This window comes from Bosea vestrisii, from assembly GCF_030144325.1.
Taxonomy (GTDB): Bacteria; Pseudomonadota; Alphaproteobacteria; order Rhizobiales; family Beijerinckiaceae; genus Allobosea; species Allobosea vestrisii_A.
Window position 1 is genome coordinate 400255 of sequence record NZ_CP126307.1, and the last position, 16246, is coordinate 416500.

The following is a 16246-nucleotide window of genomic DNA, read 5'->3' on the forward strand; positions in this document are numbered from 1 at the left end:
GTGCGCCCCGCCGGTCAGAAGCGGGCGCCGCCCGAGAACCGGAAGGCCTGCGTCCGGTCGCCGCCGAACTTGCCGGAGATGGTCTGGCCGTTCGGCAGAACCGCCGTGCCGAACTGGCCATCGTCCTTGGACAGGGCGTAGGCGTAGTCGAAGCGGATCGGACCGAGCGGCGACTGCCAGAGCAAGCTCACGCCGACCGACGAGCGGATGACGTTCTTGTCGCGCACGCAGGCCACGTTGCTCTGATAGCCCGAGACGATCGCAACGTTGAACTGGCGCGCTTCCGTACCAGCCGGGCAGGCGCCGAAGCCGGGGTTGGTGACCGACTTGGAACCGCCGTCATAGTTGAACAGCGTACCAGCGTCTGCGAAGACCGCGCCCTTCAGGCCAAGATCGCGCGGCAAGCCGAAGATCGGGAACTGCACTTCGAGCGAGCCGCCGAAATAGGTGGTGCCGCCGAGCGCGTTACCCGTCGGATCGTTGAGCGCATCGCGCGGACCGATACCGGACGGCGCAAAGCCGCGCACCAGTGTCGGTCCAAGGAAGTAGTGGTCGATCATGCGCAGATCGCCACCGCCGGTCGACTGCACGTGACCGGCCTGAACGCGCGCAATGCTGACGAAGTCCTCGAAGAACTCCTTGTAGTAGCGCGCATCCGCACTGACGCGCAGGAACTTCGAGTCGCCGCCGACGCCCGCGAACTCCGGCTTGATCTCGGCGATGAAGCCGTTGCGCGGGCTCTGGTAGTTGTCGAGCGAGTTGTAGTTGAAGTTCAGGCCTACCAGTGAGGTCAGTGTCGTCCCGCGCGCTTCCTTGACCGCGACCGTCGCTTCGCCGTTGGTCAAGCAGTTGAAGGCAGTGGTCGCATCCGAACCGCCCGGGCTCCCGGGCGTGATGCCGTCGATCGGGAAGCTACAGTCGTTATAAGGCTTGGAGTAGGTGTTCGGGATCTTGATCTCGGTCGTATAGATCGAATAGCGCGGCGTGATTGAGAACTCTTCCGTGATCGGGAAGGAGAAGCGCACCTGACCACCGGTCACGCGGCTTTCGAAATAGCCAACATTGGTGTTGTCGTTGAACTTCGAAAACAGATCGAAGCCGGCCGCGATACGATGGCCGAGGAAATAAGGCTCGGTGAACGAGAAATCGATGCCCTGGGTGCGCTGGCCCATCGTCCCGGCGATGCGGACATACTGACCGCGGCCAAGGAAGTTCGACTCCGACAGGGAGACCTCGCCGATGACGCCATCCGAAGTCGAGTAGCCGCCGGCGATCGAGAACGAGCCGGTCGCCTTGTCCTCGACGTCGATGTTGACGACCACGCGATCGGGCGCGCTGCCCGGCTCGTTGGTGATGCGGACCTTGTTGAAGAAGCCGAGATTGTTCAGGCGGCGCTCGGCGCGGTCGACGAAGACCTTGTTGTAGGCATCGCCTTCACCGAGATCGAGCTCGCGGCGGACGACATAATCGCGGGTGCGGGTGTTGCCGCGCACATTGATGCGCTCGACATAGACCCGCGGCCCTTCCTCGACCACATAGGTGATGCCGATCTGCTGGCCGGCCGCGTCGCGCTCACCGCGCGGACGGACCTGGGCGAAGGCGTAGCCGCGCTTCGCCACCTCGGTGGTCAAGGTGACCAGCGAGCGCTCGACCGCCTCGGCATTGTAGGTATCGCCTGCAGAGGTGTTGACCAGCGACTGCAGAGCAGCCGGATCGACGTCGCGCAGACGGGAATCGACCGAGACATTGCCGACCTTGTACTGCGGCCCTTCGTCGACCGAGACATCGACGACCCAACCACCGGCCGCATCGTCGAAGCGGGCATCGCTCGAGACGATCCGGAAGTCGGCATAGCCGTTCTTCAGGTAATAGCGGCGAACCAGCTCGAGGTCGGAGTTGATCCGATCAGGATCGTAGACGTCGGAGGTCTTGATCCAGCTCAGGAAGTTCGACTCGGTCGAGCTCATCAAGCCGCGAAGGCGCGACGAGGAATAGGCGCCGTTGCCGGAGAAGTTGATCGACTTGATGCCAGTCTTGCCACTCTCCACGACGGTGAAGACGACGTCCGAGCGGCCGTTCGGCAGCGGCTGGATACGGCCGCTGATCGTCGCCAGGCCGTAGCCGGCGCGGCGATAGACGTCCTTGAGGCGCTCGACGTCGGCATCGATGAGCTGCTGGCTCAGCGGGCCGCGGGCCTTGGACTGGACCTGGCCGAGCAGGACGTCACCCTTCAGCCGGCGGTTGCCCTCGAAGGCAACGCGATTGATCGTATCGTTCTCCTGGACGGAAACGACGGTCTGCGCGCCGCGGCGGCTGACCTGAACGTTGGAGAACAGGCCGGTCGCCATGAGATTCTGGCGAATCTCCTGCGGATTTCCCGAACCCTGCCCCACATAGGAGCGGATCGTCTCCGCATCGACACGACGGTTGCCTTGGACAAGCACGGACTGCGCGAACACCGCGCTCCCGCTGACAGCCACCATGATGGCCGCAAGTCCGACTGATCGAGAGAGCCGCATGCGCAAGGACCGGCTCTGAAGCGTCGACGTCATCGGGTCGCCTATTCCATTCTTTGGGTCGCCACCCCGAGAAAGGGGGACCCCGCTACTGGCGAGGCCTGGCGACATTGAAGACCAAACGCTTCTACAAAGTTTCCCGCGGGGTGCAAACCGCCATTGTCGTTAACAAAAGATTTTTGCGGGAGTCGTTGCTGGGAGGTCACGCGCAGGGCCAAGAAAACCCGGCCATTCAACGGAAAAGGGCCATAAAAAGCCACAATCCACCCGTGCAGGCCGGCCTTGGCTATAAATCTGTCAGCCCGGTGCAAGCTAGTTTGCAGCGCCAACAAGGGCCGCGGCGTTAAAGCAGCGACCGGACGTGAACGAGATCATTCCAGGTCACGAAGAGCATCAGCATCAGGACCAGTCCCAAGCCGAGTCGGAAGCCGATCTCCTGCGCTCGTTCGCTCAATGGTTTTCCGCGCAGCGCCTCGATCGCATAGAACAGCAGGTGGCCGCCATCGAGCATCGGCACCGGGAACAGATTCATCAGCCCGATCGAAACCGACAGCAGCGCCGCGAGGTTGATCAGCGCCAAAAAGACCGCCACTGGAAGCGACCATGCCCGAGACTTGGGCGATGCGGATCGGCCCCGACAACTGGTCGGTCGATTCCTTCCCCTTGATCAGCTTGGCGATGTAATCATAGGTCCGCTCGACCACGAACCAGGTCTCGCTCATGCCGAGCACCACGGATTCGCTCAGGCTGAAATGCTGGGTCGACCAGTCCTCGGGCTTCGCCGACGCCTGCACGCCGATGATCCCCAATCTCTGCTTGCCGAGGGGAGACGAGGTTTCGACCAGATCGGGCGTCACCGAAAGGACGACCGAGGCCCCCCGCGATCGACCGTCAGGGGCAAGGTCTCACCGGGACGGATCGAGATCGCGCGCTGGAGATCGCTGAAGCTCCTGATCGCGCGCCCATCGACCTGGCGGACCAGATCCCCGGACTGCAAACCGGCGCGGGCCGCCGCCCCGCCGACAGTCACACTGTCGACGCGCGGAGCCAGGGTCGGCTTGCCCATGAAATAGGCCGTCCCACCGAAGATCAGGATGGCGAGCAGGAAATTCGCGATCGGCCCCGCGGCAACGATCGCCGCTCGCTCTCCGATGGATTGAGCAGGGAAGGACCGCTCGTGCTCCTCGCGGCTCATGCCGGTGACCGAATCGGACGTGGTCGAGCTGGTAGCATCGGCATCGCCCGAGAACTTGACGTAGCCGCCGAGCGGAATCAGCGCAAAGCGCCAGCGCGTGCCGTGCCGGTCGTTGAAGCCGAACAGCTCGCGGCCGAAACCGATCGAGAACGTCTTCACATCGACGCCGCACCAGCGCCCGACCAGGAAATGGCCGAGCTCGTGCACGAATACGACGAGGGTGAGGACGAACAGGAACGGCAGCAGATAGCCCAGCAGAAAGCTGCCCGCGTGCCAGACCGATCCGACGATATCCATAAAACTCTCCCGGCTTCAGTCACTAGGTGACAGTGAAGCGGCCTCCGGACAAGAGCGCGCGGGTCCGGCTTCTCGCATCTTGGTCAACGGCAAGGGCTTCGGCGACATCGGCGGGGGGCTGCGACGCGGGTCCTGCCTGCGCGCAGACGGCCTCGACCAGCGCCGGAATCGCCGGAAAGCCGATCCGCCGGCTCAAGAACGCCTCGACGGCCACCTCGTTGGCGGCGTTCAGCACGACCGACGCCACACCGCCGTCCGCCAACGCCGCCATGGCGAGGCGCAGCGCCGGGAAACGGGCAAGATCGGGCCGTTCGAAGGCGAGCGGCCCGGCGGCAACCAGATCGAGGAAGCGGCTCGGCGGCGCATCGAGCCGGCCGTCGATTCCGAGGCAATGGGCGGCCGCCACGCGCATGTCCGGCACCGCCATGCCGGCGCTGACCGAGCCATCGCGGAAGGTGACGAGGCCGTGAACGATCTGCTGCGGATGGACCAGCACCTCAAGCTGCTCGGCGGCGAGCCCGAACAGGAACGAGGCCTCGATCAGCTCGAGTCCCTTGTTCATCATGCTGGCCGAGTCGATCGTGATCTTGGCGCCCATCGCATAGTTCGGATGGGCCAGCGCCTGCTCGGGGGTCGCATCTGCAATGCGTTCGGTCGACCAGGTCCAGAACGGGCCGCCGGAGGCGGTCAATGTCATGGTGCGGACCGCCTCGATCGGCTCGGCTCCCAGCACCTGGAACAAGGCGTTATGCTCGGAATCGAGCGGCACGATGCGGGTGCCGACCGCCCTCGCCCGCTCCATCACCGCAGCTCCGGCGCAGACCAGGCTCTCCTTGTTGGCGAGTGCGACGACACGGCCGGGCGTGAGTGCCGCGAAGGTTGCCTCCAGCCCGGCCGCCCCGGAGATGGCGCTGACCACGATGTCGCTGTCGCGCGCCACCGCCTCGAGCACGGCCTCCCGGCCCGCGCCGTGGCGGATACCGCTGCCGGCCAGCGCCGCAGCAAGCTCCCCGCTTTGCCCGTCGTCCGCGATCGCCGCGAAGCTTGCGCCTGTCTCGCGGGCGATCCGCGCCAGCCCGACCGCATCCCGCCCGGCGACGACGGCTGCAATCTGCAGCCGTTGCGGGTTCTCGGCGATGACGGCGCGCGTCGAGCGGCCGATGGAGCCGGTGGCTCCCAGGATGGTGACGGTGCGACGCATCAGTTGGTCAGTGTCCCAGCCGCGCCAGATAAAGCAGCAGGCCGGCGAAGACCAGCACGGCCCAATAACCGTCGAGCCGGTCGAGGAAGCCGCCATGACCGGGAATCAGATGGCTCGAATCCTTGGTCCCGTAGCGCCGCTTGATCGCCGATTCGAACAGATCGCCCGCCTGGCTGGCGGCGGAAGCCGCGAGTGAGACCGCGAGCACTGGCCAGACGCCCGATGGCAAGCCGGGGAAGAAGAACGCCCAGACGGCGGTGCCGCCGAGGATACCTGCCAAGGCGCCGCCGAGCGCGCCCGACCATGTCTTTTTCGGGCTGACGCTCGGCATCAGCTTCGGCCCACCCAATGCCCGCCCGGTGAAATAGGCGGCGATGTCGGTGAGCCAGACCACCGCGAAGGTCCAGATGATCAGCGCGAGCCCGATTCCCGGCGCATCGCGCAGCGCTGGGGTCACCAGCGCAAAGCAGAGCGCATAGGCGACGCCGCAAGCTTCGAGCAGGCGTTGGCTGGTTGCCCGCGTCGTCACGATCGCCCCGATCAGGCCGGCGAGCGCCGCGGCGCCGGCGAGCGCCGGGCCGCCCAGAGGCAGGAAGCCGAGCGCGAGCCCGGCGAGCCCAACGCCGATCCCGCCGGCGACCGCGTTCCTGCGGCTGACGATGGCGAGCCATTCATAGGCGACGACGCCGGCGACGACCGTCCAGATCAGGCGGAAGGGCCAGCCTCCGAGCAAGGTGACACCGAGGACGACCACGGCGAGCACCAGCGCTGAGACGACCCGCAGACGAAGCTCGGAGGCGCCAGTGCCGGCGCTCCCCTCATTCACGCGACCCCGACCTTCGCTTCGGCCGGCTGGACGCCGCCATAGCGGCGCTCGCGGCGGTGGAATTCGGCCAGTGCCTCTTCAAGCGCCTTGCGATCGAAATCCGGCCAGAGCACCGGCGTGAAGACGAACTCGGCATAAGCCGCCTGCCAGAGCAGGAAATTCGAGATGCGCGTTTCGCCGGAGGTACGGATCACCAGGTCAGGATCCGGCAGCTGAGCGGTATCGAGACGCGAAGACAGCATCTTCTCGTCGATCGCGTCTGGAAGGAGCCGCCCAGCGGCGACATCCCGCGCAAGACCACGCGCGACGCGGGCGATCTCGTCACGCGAACCGTAATTGAAAGCGACAACCAGGGTCAGCCCCGTATTGTCACGTGTCACCGTCTCGGCGCGTTCGACGAGCCCACGCAGGTCGGGCGCCAGATCCTCGCGGCTCCCGATGATGCGTACGCGCACGCCGGCCTCGTTCAGCTCCGCCAGATCGTTCTCGACGAAGCGGCGCAGCAGCCCGAGCAGGAAGGAGACCTCGGCCATCGGCCGGCTCCAGTTCTCGGTCGAGAACGAGTAGAGTGTCAGGACCTTGATACCGAGATCGCCGGCGTTGCGGACTGTCCGCCGCAAGGCTTCGAGGCCGCGCCGGTGTCCCTCTTGGCGCGGCAGGCCACGCATCTGCGCCCAGCGGCCATTGCCATCCATGATGATCGCGACATGGGCTGGTGCTGGATCAGGCGCTGCCGGGCGCGGGCCGTCTGACATCTAGAAGCCTCTTCAGGGCAACAGCCCATGCGTCGATGATACAGGACGGCGCCGCGCCACGCACTTTAGACGTGCAGGATTTCCTTTTCCTTGCTGGCGAGCGCCTGATCGATCTCGCCGATATGCTTGTCCGTCGCCTTCTGGACCAGGTCGGTCTGCTTGGTGACGTCGTCCTTGGGCATATGCCCGTCTTTTTCCAGCTTCTTGATCAGGTCCATGCCGTCGCGGCGAACATGCCGGACGGCGATCTTCGCCTCCTCGGCATATTTATGCGCGACCTTGACCATCTCCTTGCGGCGCTGCTCGTTGAGCTCCGGAATGCGGATGCGCAGCACCTGCCCCTCGGTCTGGGGGTTTAGGCCGAGATCGGATTCTCGGATCGCTTTCTCGACCGCCTGGACCATGCTGCGGTCCCAGACCTGAACCGAGAGCAGGCGCGGCTCGGGCACGCTGACCGTAGCGAGCTGGCTCAACGGCGTGCGTGCGCCATAGGCCTCGACCGTGATCGGATCGAGCACATTGGTCGAAGCGCGGCCAGTGCGAAGTGAGGCCAGGTCGCTCTTGAACGACTGCACACCGCCGTCCATGCGACGGTTGAGATCGGCGAGATCGAAAGTGGTTTGGGCCATCGTCTTCAAAACCTTGTCGAAACCGGCCGGATAGAGCCGGAAATGGCGCGACCATGGCGAGCACCCGCTCCAGGGTCAAGGATTTATGCGTCAACAGCATTTTCCCCAACAGGTCTGCAAGGGGAATCAGATCTCGACCGCTTGCGCATGGCCAATAGACCGGCTGCCGCGCTGGCTAAGACCAGGAGCAATGCCTAGGTCAATCTTGCGGCCATGCGAACGGCCGCCGTCTCGAGGAGATTCGCATGCCCCGGCTGAACCGCATCGTCGAAACCGCGCTTTATGTCGACGGTCTCGACCGCGCGGCGGAGTTCTACGAGGCGAAGCTCGGGCTCATGCCCATGCTCAAGACCAGGACGCTCATCGCCTATGATGTTGGCGGGCAGAACGTGCTGCTGCTCTTCCTGCGTGGCGCCTCCGCGGAGACGCAGGCTTCAGAGAACGGCAGCATTCCGCCGCATGACGGCGGGGGCCCGCTGCACATCGCCTTCGCCGTCGATGCAGCCGAGCTGCCAGCCTGGGAGGAGCGGTTGGCCCAGCATGGCATCGCGATCGAAGGGCGGATGAGCTGGAATCGCGGTGGGACAAGCCTTTATTTCCGCGATCCCGACGGGCATCTGCTCGAACTGGCGACGCCCGGCCTCTGGCCGAATTTCTGATGCGGCTGCCCCTAGCATCGGACCGAAAAGTGGAATGCACTTTTCGGAAAAATCCGATGCGATACCAATTAGATAGATCACCGTTATCACGTCCGACAGGACGCGCGGCGATCTATGGCGTGACGTAGGTCGCCCTGCCCTCACCGCGCAGCACGGCCGCAAGCGCACCCTTTTCCGCGATCGAGAAGACCACGATCGTCAGGCTCGCATCGCGCGCCAGTGCGAAAGCAGCAGTGTCCATCACCTTGAGGTCGCGCCTGATCGCATCCTCATGGGTCAATGTGTCGAAGCGGGTCGCGCTCGGATCCTTTTTTGGATCGGCCGAGTAGACGCCATCGACCTGCGTCGCCTTGAGCAGATGGCTGCAGTCGAGTTCGGCCGCGCGCAGCGCCGCGCCGGTATCGGTGGTGAAATAGGGATTGCCGGTGCCGCCGCCGAGGATGACGACCTTGCCGTGGCTGAGATGGTCGAGGGCCCGCTTGCGGGCATAGCTCTCGCAGAGCGAGGGCATCGGCACCGCCGACATGGCGCGCGCCGGGGCGCCGGCCGCCTCGATGGCATGTTCGAGGGCGAGCGCGTTCATCACGGTGCCGAGCATGCCGATCGAATCGGCGGTCGTCCGGTCGAGGCCTTTGTTGAGGCCCTGCACGCCGCGGAAGAAGTTGCCGCCGCCGACGACGATGCCGATCTCGACACCCTCGTGCGAGGCATGGGCAATGTCGGCGGCAAGCGCTGTCAGCGTGGCGCCGTCGAGGCCGTTTCCTGCAGTTCCTGCAAGGGCTTCGCCGGAGAGCTTCACGAGAACACGTTTAGGTCTCATCGGGGCTCTCCTTGGTTGCATCGCATCAGGCAGGCCGAATCGACCCCGCCCCTTGTTACAAAAAGGCCGCGCCAGGCGCGGCCTTTCTCATCTCTATCAACGAGCTTGTCAGCCCGTCGTGCCACCGGCGGCCGCGACCTCGGCAGCGAAGTCGGTCTCTTCCTTCTCGATGCCCTCGCCGAGCGCGAAACGGGCGAAGCCGGTGAGCTTGATCGGACCGCCGACCTTGCCTTCGGCCTCCTTCAGCACCTGGGCAACCGATTTCGAGCCGTCATGGATATAGCCTTGCTCGAGCAGGCAGTATTCCTTGGCATAGCTCTTCATGCCGCTCTCGACGATTTTGGCGAGCACGTGCTCGGGCTTGCCGGCGTTCTTCTCGGCCAGGATCGCCTTCTCGCGCTCCAGCACAGCCGGATCGACCGAAGCAAGGTCGAGCGCCACCGGATTGGTGGCGGCGATGTGCATGGCGAGCTGGCGGCCGAGCGAGCCGAGCTCGTCGCCCTTGCCGGCGGTTTCCAGGCCGACGATGACGCCGATCTTGCCGAGCCCGTCGGCGACCGCGCCGTGGACATAGGAACCGATCACGCCGGCCGAAACCGAGACCGAACCGACGCGGCGCAGCGTCATGTTCTCGCCGATGGTGGCGATGGCGTTGGCAATCGCGTCGGCGACGGAGCCGCCGCCCGGATAGTGGTGGGCGGCCAGCGCCTCGACATCGCCGCCACGCTCGAGCGCGACATCGGCGATGGTGCGAGCCAGCGCCTGGAACTCGAGATTGCGGGCGACGAAGTCGGTCTCGGAGTTGACCTCGACCACGACGCCGCTATGGCCGCGCACGACAACCGCGACGAGGCCCTCGGCGGCGACACGGCCGGCCTTCTTGGCGGCCTTGGACAGACCCTTGGCGCGCAGCCAGTCGATCGCCGCCTCCATGTTGCCGTCGACGGCGGAAAGCGCGGTCTTGCAATCCATCATGCCCGCGCCGGTCTTGTCGCGGAGTTCCTTCACCATGCTGGCGGTGATCGCAGCCATTTGCGTCGTCCTTGCTGTCTCGCGGCCTTCGCCCGGTGGCGTACCGCACTGTCGAAAAGCGGAAGCCTGGATTGGCAAACGCCGACGCTCCGTTTCCGGTCGTCGGCGCTGCTTCGGCTCTAGAGCCGGATGCCTTCAGATGGAATCGCGAAGCGCTTCCATCTGAAGGCTGAATCCGTCTCTCATCAAAGAGTTAGAGCAGGATCAATGCGAAAAACCGGTTCCCACTTTTTCGCATCCTGCTCTAGTCAGGTATCGAAGTGCGACGCGCCGATGACGCGTCGCAATCCGGGAGATCAGGCGTCGGCGAGATCGCGCGCCTGGGCAACCCAGCCGTCGCGCTCGATGCGGCCGGCGAGCTTCAGGTCATGATCGACCTTGGTGACTTCTGCCGGCGTCATGGCAGCGAGCTGCCAGAAGTGGAAGATGCCGCCATCATTGAGCTTCTGCACGATCTCCGGACCCATGCCCGAGAGCTTCATGAAGTCGTCCGGCGCGCCGCGCGGCCCGGTCAGCAGCTCGAAAGCCTGAGCCTGCCCCTCGACTGCAACCGGCTCGGCAATCACCGGCTCGACGATCGGGGCCTCGGCAGCGCCGAGGTCGACGCCGTGGTCGCCCGAAGCGCGCGAGATGCCGTCGATGGCAGAGCGCGCGACGAGATCGCAATAGAGCGCGATGGCGCGGCCGGCGTCGTCATTGGCCGGAACCGGGAAGGTGATGCCATCCGGATCGCTGTTGGAGTCGATGATGGCCGCGACCGGGATGCCGAGGCGCTGGGCCTCCTTGATCGCGAGCGCTTCCTTGTTGGTGTCGATCACGAAGATCATGTCGGGCGTGCCGCCCATGTCCTTGATGCCGCCGAGCGCCTTCTCGAGCTTGTCGCGCTCGCGCGCCAGCATCAGGCGCTCCTTCTTGGTCAGGCCGGTGCTGGCGCCGCTCAGCAGCTCGTCGACCTTGCGCAGGCGCTGGATCGAAGCCGAGATGGTCTTCCAGTTGGTCAGCATGCCGCCGAGCCAGCGGGAGTTGACATAGTACTGGGCCGAGCGCTTGGCCGCGTCGGCGATGGCGTCCTGCGCCTGGCGCTTGGTGCCGACGAAGAGGACGCGGCCGCCGCGGGCGACGGTGTCGCTGACCGCCTGCAGGGCGCGCGACAGCATCGGCACCGACTGCGACAGGTCGAGAATGTGGATGTTGTTGCGCGTCCCGTAGATGAACGGCGACATCTTCGGGTTCCAGCGATGCGACTGGTGGCCGAAATGGGCGCCGGCCTCGAGCAGCTGACGCATGGAGAAATCTGGCAGAGCCATGGTATTCTTGTCCTTCCGGTTGAGCCTCTGGGGAGCGAATGAGCCGGCCATAAGCTGACCAGTCACCGGAACGCCTCGGTGTCGAGGTGATGCTCCCCATGTGGGATAGGGCGCGCCTTACACGCCGTGGCGCCGGAATGCAAGACCTGGAGGCTTGTCGTCAGAGCGAGCCAACCTCGTAAGCGACCCGATAGCCCCCTGGCACGGCGCCTTCGAGCAAGGGGCTAATACGCGCCATATGGCTGGTGAAGCGCTCGTCGCGAGCAAAGCGTAGCGCCGCCTCCTCGGATTCGAACATCGTCACCAGCACCACGTCGCGGTCCTGCCGCGAGCGGAACAGCCTGCCGCCGATCAGCCCGTCGACCTTGCCGCGCAAGCTGCGGTGCTGGGCGAGCTGCAGTTCCATGAACTCGGCGAAGCATTCCGGCTTCGGAGTGATGATGCTGATGTTGACGATCGGCTTGTCTGACATGCCCGGCTCCTTCGGCACAGAAGATAGGAGCCGGGTCGATACGGCCTCAACCTTGGTTGAGGTCAAGCCACACCCTGCCAGCCCCTGGCAGGAGCGGGCGTTGCAGAGCTCACTTGGGCAGCGATGCCGCCGCCTTCTGCACGACGTCGCCGATCTGCTTGCAGTAGGCCGCGGCGGTGCCGCCCTGCGCCTTGGCAATCGTCTCGAGATCCTGGGTCACGCCCATCATCGCGATCGTGCCCTTCTTGCCGGCGGCTTCTGCGGTATCGCCGGCGCTCTTGTCGGCCGGCGGCGGAATCAGCGCCAGTACCTTGGCCTGGATCGCGACGACATCGGCGCTGACATGGCCTTTCTCGGCGCAATAGCTCAGGATTCCGAGCTGGTTGCGGCCGGCCTGATAGGCCATCGCGAGCTGATCGGCCTGGCTCTGGGCAAAAGCCTGGCCGCTGGACAGAGCCGCAAAAGCGGCGAGCGCGCTGAAACGCTTGAAGGAAAGCAGCATATCAATCTCTCTCAAGTTGAACGCATCCGAAAGATGCAAGCCCCGCTTCCCCAGCGCCAGAATAGCTTCCCTGCCGGGTGCGACAAGGGCGCGACAAGAGGCTTCGGGCGTGCTGCGAAAGCGAGCCGCTCCTTGTGAAGGCCTGATACCGTTTCGCCGAAAGCGCCACCTCCCCGCCGCACAGACGACCGAAGCGGAATGCCATCTGTATTTCGCCCGGCTTTCGCTATTCCGCTACTGCAGGAACCTCCTCCAGCCATAACACTCCCTCGCCAGACAACGTTCAGCCCAACGACGGCGAGGAGGATACCATGCAGCTGATCGCCCATAACCCGAGCCACGGCGTCTACCCGGCGACCTCGGACTATGCCCATGCGATGGAGGTGGTGGCGCCACAGCGCCTGCTCTTCGTCAGCGGCACCATGGGGCTGGACGAAGCCGGCAAGCCCGGCGCCACCCTCGACGAGCAGCTTGCGCTGATCTGGAACAACCTGCGCACAATCCTCGCCTCGGCGAGCATGGGCGTCGACAACATCGTGCGCCTGACCAGCTATCTGCGCGATGCCAGCTTCGTCGAGGCCAACCAGAACGCTCGTCTCGCCGCTCTCGGCGGCCGCGCGATCCCGACCACCGCGATCGTGGCGCAGACCCTGCGCGAGGACTGGCTCGTCGAGATCGAGATCATCGCGGCGGCTTGAGGCGGGCCGGCCAGCCGCATCGTCACTTTGCCTGGCCGGCAGCGTAGTCGGATTTGCCGCCCTGCCAGCGATAGACGACGAAGCCAGGCTGCTGGTTGTCGCCCTTCGCGTCGAAACGGACCTCGCCGACCGCAGTCGTGAAGCGCGCACCGGCAACAGCCTGCGCAACCGCACGCGGCTCGGTGGAGTTCGCCTGCGCGATCGCCTCGGCGAAGATCTGGACGGTGGCATAGGAGTAGAGCGCCCAGCCTTCCGGCTCGAGATTGCGCGCGCGCATTGCCTGCACCGCCTCGTTCGAAGCCGGGTTCTTGCGCGGATCCGGCGCGAAGGTGAAATGAACCCCGTTGGCCGCGTCTCCGGCCACCGCAGCAAATTCGCTCGAAGCGAGCGGATCGCCGCCGACCATGTCGAGCTTCAGCCCCTGATCGGCCGCCTGGCGCATGATCAATCCAGCTTCGGTATGATAGCCGCCGAAGAAGAGGACTTCGGCGCGGGCTGCCTTGAGCCGCGAGATCAGGGCGCTGTGATCCTTCTCGCCGGCATTGATGCCGGTATCGAACGCAATCCGTTGCCCCGCGGCAGCGAGCCGGTTGCGGACCTCGCCCGCCAGGCCTGCTCCGAACGAGCTCTTGTCATGCACGATCGCGATGCGACGGCCGGCGAAACTCTTGACGATGAACTCGGCCGCGGTTGGACCCTGCTGATCGTCGCGCCCGCCGATGCGGAACAGCGCTTTCATGCCGCGCTCGGTGATCTTGGGATTGGTCGAGACGGTGATGACGACGGCGCCCGCCTCCGCATAGACCTCGCTCGCCGGCAGGGTCGAGCCGGAGCAGAAATGACCTGCGATGAAGCGCACGCCGTCACCTGTCAGCTTGTTGGCGACCGAGACCGCCTGACGCGGATCGCAGGCATCGTCGGCGACGACGAGTTCAAGCTTTTCGCCACGCACGCCGCCCTTGGCGTTGATCTGCGCGACCGCTGCTTCGGCTCCCGCCCGCAGCTGATCGCCGAAGCTCGCATTCGCACCGGTCATCGGCCCCGCCAGGGCGATCCGCACCTGCGCGAAGGCCGGCACGGACACGACCGCCGAAAGCCATGAAAGCATGAGCGGACCTATGATCCTGTGCATGGGATATCTCCGTTGCTGCCGACCGGGCCGGCTGGGTGGCAGGCGCGAGCGCGGGCGGCGCCGGAGGGCAGCGCGCCTGGCCGGGCCCGATGGGCTCTCGCGATCAGAGCGTGATGTGCTGGGCGTTTCCTTCGGCGAGCGCGCGCCGATAGACGATGTCGGCTGCGACCATGTCCTCCATGGCGATGCCCATCGCTTTGTAGAGCGTGATCTGCTCGGCGCCCGCCCTGCCTGGCCTGGCGCCGCAGAACAGGTCGCCGAGCGTAGTCGCGCTGGCCGGATCGCGTCCGGAAAGCTCGGCGCAGCCGACCGGCGGTGGCCTGAACGCCTCGTCGCTTTCGACAAAGAGCTGCGCCCTGCTGAGAAGCTCGACCGGCAGCTCGCCCCGCGGCGGAGCGTAACCGACCGAGGACACATGCGTGCCAGGCCGGACCCACTCGCTCGCGATAACCGGCTCATAGGCATGGCTCGCCAGGCAGACGACGTCCGAGCCGCGCACCGCCGCCTCGACATCACGCACGGGCCGCGCCCGTGGACAGCTGGCGGCGAGCTTCTCGGCATCCTCGTAATGCAGCGAAGCGACACGGATCTCATCGAATTCGCGCACCAGCGGCAGGAGCCGCAGATGTTCGCGCCCCTGTACTCCAGCACCGATCAGGGTCGCGATCCGGGCGTCCGGCCGTGCGAGGGCCCGGACCGAGAGGACGGCCGACGCTGCGGTGCGGATCGCGGTGATGTGGGTGCCGTCCATGATGCAGACGGGCGCGCCGGTCTGCGGATCGAACAGCATGATCACGGCAAGATGGTTTGGCAGGTCGATATCGAGATTGGCCTCGAAGACGTTGACGATCTTCACCGTGAGATTCATCCCCGCCGTCCAGGCTGGCATCGCGAGCGAGAAGCCCTTGCCGGGAACCGTGATCTCGGGCCGATCCGGCGCCTGGACCTCGCCGCGCGCCATCGCCCTGAACCCGTCGGCGAGCCCGTCGAGCAGCTGTGCCGGATCGAGCAGGCGCACGACATCGGCCTCGCTCAGATGCAGCACCGGCAAGGCGCCTTTCCCGATCTCGGCAGGGCTGCGCCTCGGCGCGATTGTGGCGGCGAAAGTCATCGATATCCTCGCGTTCGAAACTGCGCCGGCCTGACCTCTCAAGGGCGGCCCGCGGATCACTCGGGTTATGTTTGACGCAGCGCGGATTTGAGGAAAAATGAGTTTTTGAAGAACCCTATAACTTGAGATTATGCCGATGCGCCGCAAACGGATGACCTCCCTGACCGCGATGCGGGCCTTCGAGGCCGTGGCGCGGACCTTGAGCTTCACCCGGGCGGCGGACGAACTGGGAGTGACGCAGGCGGCGGTCAGCCGGCAGATCAGGCTGCTGGAGGAGAGTTTGTCGGTGCGCCTGCTCCACCGCGAGCCGGCCGGCAACCGGCTGACGGATGCGGGCGAAATCCTGTTCGCCGGGGTCTATGCCGCCTTCGAAACGATCGAGCAGGCCGTCGAGCAGGTTACCGGCAGCGGCGCCCGGGAGATCCTCAATGTCAGCGTCGCGCCCTACTTCTCGGCCGCCTGGCTCACGCCGCGCCTGATGTCTTTCGTCAGGCGCCACCCCGAAATCGACCTGCGGCTGCATCATTCCTACCACCCGGCCGACCATCGCCGCGAAGGTATCGACCTCGGCATCAACTGGGGCAGCGGCGCCTGGCCCGGCGTACGCGCCGAGAAGGTTCTCGACGGCTCGCTCACTGCGGTGCTGGCACCTGCGCTCCTGGACGAGACCGGGCCGCTCGCCGACCCTGCGGTCTTGCTGCGGTTGCCGCTCTTCTACGAATTCGATCTTGGTCACTGGCGTGCCTGGGCACAGGCCGCCGGCAGTGCCGATGCCGTGTTGGGCGAGGGTCTAAGACTCAGCGATTCGCATGCGCTGCGCCGCGTCGCCTGCGACGGGCACGGCGTCGCGTTGTTCTTCGCCGAGCTGATCGAGGACGACCTCGCGCAGGGCCGGCTGGCGCAGCCGTTTTCGGTCAAGGTCCATATCGGGGCGGATTATTTCCTCAACTACCCAGCCGGAACCGAGCTGCCGCGCAAGGCCAGGCTGTTCCGCAGCTGGCTCATGGACATGCTGGCGGAAACGAGGACAGGCCAAGGCGACGCAGCCGCCCTGTGAACGCTCCGTTCACGCCATGCTGCTAACGTCCTTACGA

At 65.5% G+C, this 16246-nt stretch carries 15 protein-coding genes and 1 pseudogene; 3 read left to right on the forward strand and 13 right to left on the reverse strand.

Features of this window, described 5'->3' with window-relative positions:
- Positions 1-14: 14 nt before the first annotated feature.
- The 6 genes and pseudogenes from bamA to frr all read right to left on the reverse strand — a co-directional run bounded on the left by bamA (position 15) and on the right by frr (position 7419).
- The gene (gene bamA / locus QO058_RS01925; protein ID WP_432212000.1) at positions 15-2552 is read right to left on the reverse strand and encodes an outer membrane protein assembly factor BamA; all 2538 of its coding nucleotides are present in this window, start codon (positions 2550-2552) and stop codon (positions 15-17) included.
- Between the two features lie 307 nt (positions 2553-2859).
- Positions 2860-4008, reverse strand: a pseudogene (gene rseP / locus QO058_RS01930) (RIP metalloprotease RseP).
- Positions 4009-4030: 22 nt separating this feature from the next.
- Complete coding sequence (gene dxr / locus QO058_RS01935) at positions 4031-5209, reverse strand: 1-deoxy-D-xylulose-5-phosphate reductoisomerase (protein WP_284170063.1); 1179 nt, start codon at positions 5207-5209, stop codon at positions 4031-4033.
- A gap of 7 nt (positions 5210-5216) precedes the next feature.
- On the reverse strand, positions 5217-6035 hold the full coding sequence (locus QO058_RS01940) for a phosphatidate cytidylyltransferase (RefSeq protein WP_284170064.1): 819 nt from the start codon (positions 6033-6035) through the stop codon (positions 5217-5219).
- Positions 6032-6790 (reverse strand): isoprenyl transferase, encoded by a 759-nt coding sequence (locus QO058_RS01945; RefSeq protein ID WP_284170065.1) that lies wholly within the window; start codon positions 6788-6790, stop codon positions 6032-6034. The genes QO058_RS01940 and QO058_RS01945 overlap by 4 nt, the downstream gene beginning before the upstream one ends.
- A gap of 65 nt (positions 6791-6855) precedes the next feature.
- Complete coding sequence (frr, locus tag QO058_RS01950; protein ID WP_284170066.1) at positions 6856-7419, reverse strand: ribosome recycling factor; 564 nt, start codon at positions 7417-7419, stop codon at positions 6856-6858.
- 245 nt (positions 7420-7664) lie between these two features.
- Between frr and QO058_RS01955 the strand changes: the two genes are divergently transcribed.
- Positions 7665-8078 carry a VOC family protein gene (locus QO058_RS01955; RefSeq protein WP_284170067.1) on the forward strand — a complete coding sequence of 138 codons (414 nt, stop codon included), beginning with the start codon at positions 7665-7667 and terminating at the stop codon, positions 8076-8078.
- Positions 8079-8190: 112 nt separating this feature from the next.
- Here the strand turns inward: QO058_RS01955 and pyrH are convergent, their stop codons facing one another.
- The 5 genes from pyrH to QO058_RS01980 form a co-directional block, all read right to left on the reverse strand.
- Complete coding sequence (gene pyrH, locus QO058_RS01960) at positions 8191-8898, reverse strand: UMP kinase (RefSeq protein ID WP_129155375.1); 708 nt, start codon at positions 8896-8898, stop codon at positions 8191-8193.
- Between the two features lie 108 nt (positions 8899-9006).
- The gene (gene tsf, locus QO058_RS01965; protein WP_284170068.1) at positions 9007-9930 is read right to left on the reverse strand and encodes a translation elongation factor Ts; all 924 of its coding nucleotides are present in this window, start codon (positions 9928-9930) and stop codon (positions 9007-9009) included.
- Between the two features lie 296 nt (positions 9931-10226).
- Positions 10227-11237, reverse strand: coding sequence for a 30S ribosomal protein S2 (locus tag QO058_RS01970; protein ID WP_284170069.1), 1011 nt, complete (start codon positions 11235-11237; stop codon positions 10227-10229).
- A 160-nt stretch (positions 11238-11397) separates the two neighbouring features.
- Positions 11398-11709, reverse strand: a complete 312-nt coding sequence (locus QO058_RS01975; RefSeq protein WP_284170070.1) for an antibiotic biosynthesis monooxygenase family protein — start codon at positions 11707-11709, stop codon at positions 11398-11400.
- A gap of 109 nt (positions 11710-11818) precedes the next feature.
- Positions 11819-12211: a pore-forming ESAT-6 family protein gene (locus QO058_RS01980; RefSeq protein ID WP_284170071.1), complete on the reverse strand. Its 393-nt coding sequence runs from the start codon at positions 12209-12211 to the stop codon at positions 11819-11821.
- Between the two features lie 311 nt (positions 12212-12522).
- On the opposite strand from QO058_RS01980, the gene QO058_RS01985 reads away from it, so the two are divergent.
- Positions 12523-12909 carry a RidA family protein gene (locus QO058_RS01985; RefSeq protein WP_284170072.1) on the forward strand — a complete coding sequence of 129 codons (387 nt, stop codon included), beginning with the start codon at positions 12523-12525 and terminating at the stop codon, positions 12907-12909.
- A 22-nt stretch (positions 12910-12931) separates the two neighbouring features.
- On the opposite strand, the gene QO058_RS01990 is transcribed toward QO058_RS01985, so the two are convergent.
- Entirely contained in the window at positions 12932-14017 is a 1086-nt protein-coding gene (locus QO058_RS01990) for a branched-chain amino acid ABC transporter substrate-binding protein (protein ID WP_284170073.1), read from the reverse strand.
- Positions 14018-14144: 127 nt separating this feature from the next.
- Positions 14145-15152, reverse strand: a complete 1008-nt coding sequence (locus QO058_RS01995; protein WP_284170074.1) for an ornithine cyclodeaminase family protein — start codon at positions 15150-15152, stop codon at positions 14145-14147.
- Positions 15153-15288: 136 nt separating this feature from the next.
- Between QO058_RS01995 and QO058_RS02000 the strand changes: the two genes are divergently transcribed.
- Complete coding sequence (locus tag QO058_RS02000; RefSeq protein WP_284170075.1) at positions 15289-16209, forward strand: LysR substrate-binding domain-containing protein; 921 nt, start codon at positions 15289-15291, stop codon at positions 16207-16209.
- Positions 16210-16246 lie beyond the last annotated feature (37 nt).

What these genes read in the sequence shown, in the direction of transcription:
- QO058_RS01975 (WP_284170070.1), bottom strand. Translation starts at nt 11,709, where the DNA reads ATGTCAGACAAGCCGATCGTCAACATCAGCATCATCACTCCGAAGCCG.
- frr (WP_284170066.1), bottom strand. Translation starts at nt 7,419, where the DNA reads ATGGCCCAAACCACTTTCGATCTCGCCGATCTCAACCGTCGCATGGAC.
- pyrH (WP_129155375.1), bottom strand. Translation starts at nt 8,898, where the DNA reads ATGAGACCTAAACGTGTTCTCGTGAAGCTCTCCGGCGAAGCCCTTGCA.
- QO058_RS01985 (WP_284170072.1), top strand. Translation starts at nt 12,523, where the DNA reads ATGCAGCTGATCGCCCATAACCCGAGCCACGGCGTCTACCCGGCGACC.
- QO058_RS01970 (WP_284170069.1), bottom strand. Translation starts at nt 11,237, where the DNA reads ATGGCTCTGCCAGATTTCTCCATGCGTCAGCTGCTCGAGGCCGGCGCC.
- tsf (WP_284170068.1), bottom strand. Translation starts at nt 9,930, where the DNA reads ATGGCTGCGATCACCGCCAGCATGGTGAAGGAACTCCGCGACAAGACC.
- QO058_RS01955 (WP_284170067.1), top strand. Translation starts at nt 7,665, where the DNA reads ATGCCCCGGCTGAACCGCATCGTCGAAACCGCGCTTTATGTCGACGGT.
- QO058_RS01945 (WP_284170065.1), bottom strand. Translation starts at nt 6,790, where the DNA reads ATGTCAGACGGCCCGCGCCCGGCAGCGCCTGATCCAGCACCAGCCCAT.
- dxr (WP_284170063.1), bottom strand. Translation starts at nt 5,209, where the DNA reads ATGCGTCGCACCGTCACCATCCTGGGAGCCACCGGCTCCATCGGCCGC.
- bamA (WP_432212000.1), bottom strand. Translation starts at nt 2,552, where the DNA reads ATGACGTCGACGCTTCAGAGCCGGTCCTTGCGCATGCGGCTCTCTCGA.
- QO058_RS02000 (WP_284170075.1), top strand. Translation starts at nt 15,289, where the DNA reads ATGCGCCGCAAACGGATGACCTCCCTGACCGCGATGCGGGCCTTCGAG.
- QO058_RS01980 (WP_284170071.1), bottom strand. Translation starts at nt 12,211, where the DNA reads ATGCTGCTTTCCTTCAAGCGTTTCAGCGCGCTCGCCGCTTTTGCGGCT.
- QO058_RS01990 (WP_284170073.1), bottom strand. Translation starts at nt 14,017, where the DNA reads ATGCTTTCATGGCTTTCGGCGGTCGTGTCCGTGCCGGCCTTCGCGCAG.
- QO058_RS01995 (WP_284170074.1), bottom strand. Translation starts at nt 15,152, where the DNA reads ATGACTTTCGCCGCCACAATCGCGCCGAGGCGCAGCCCTGCCGAGATC.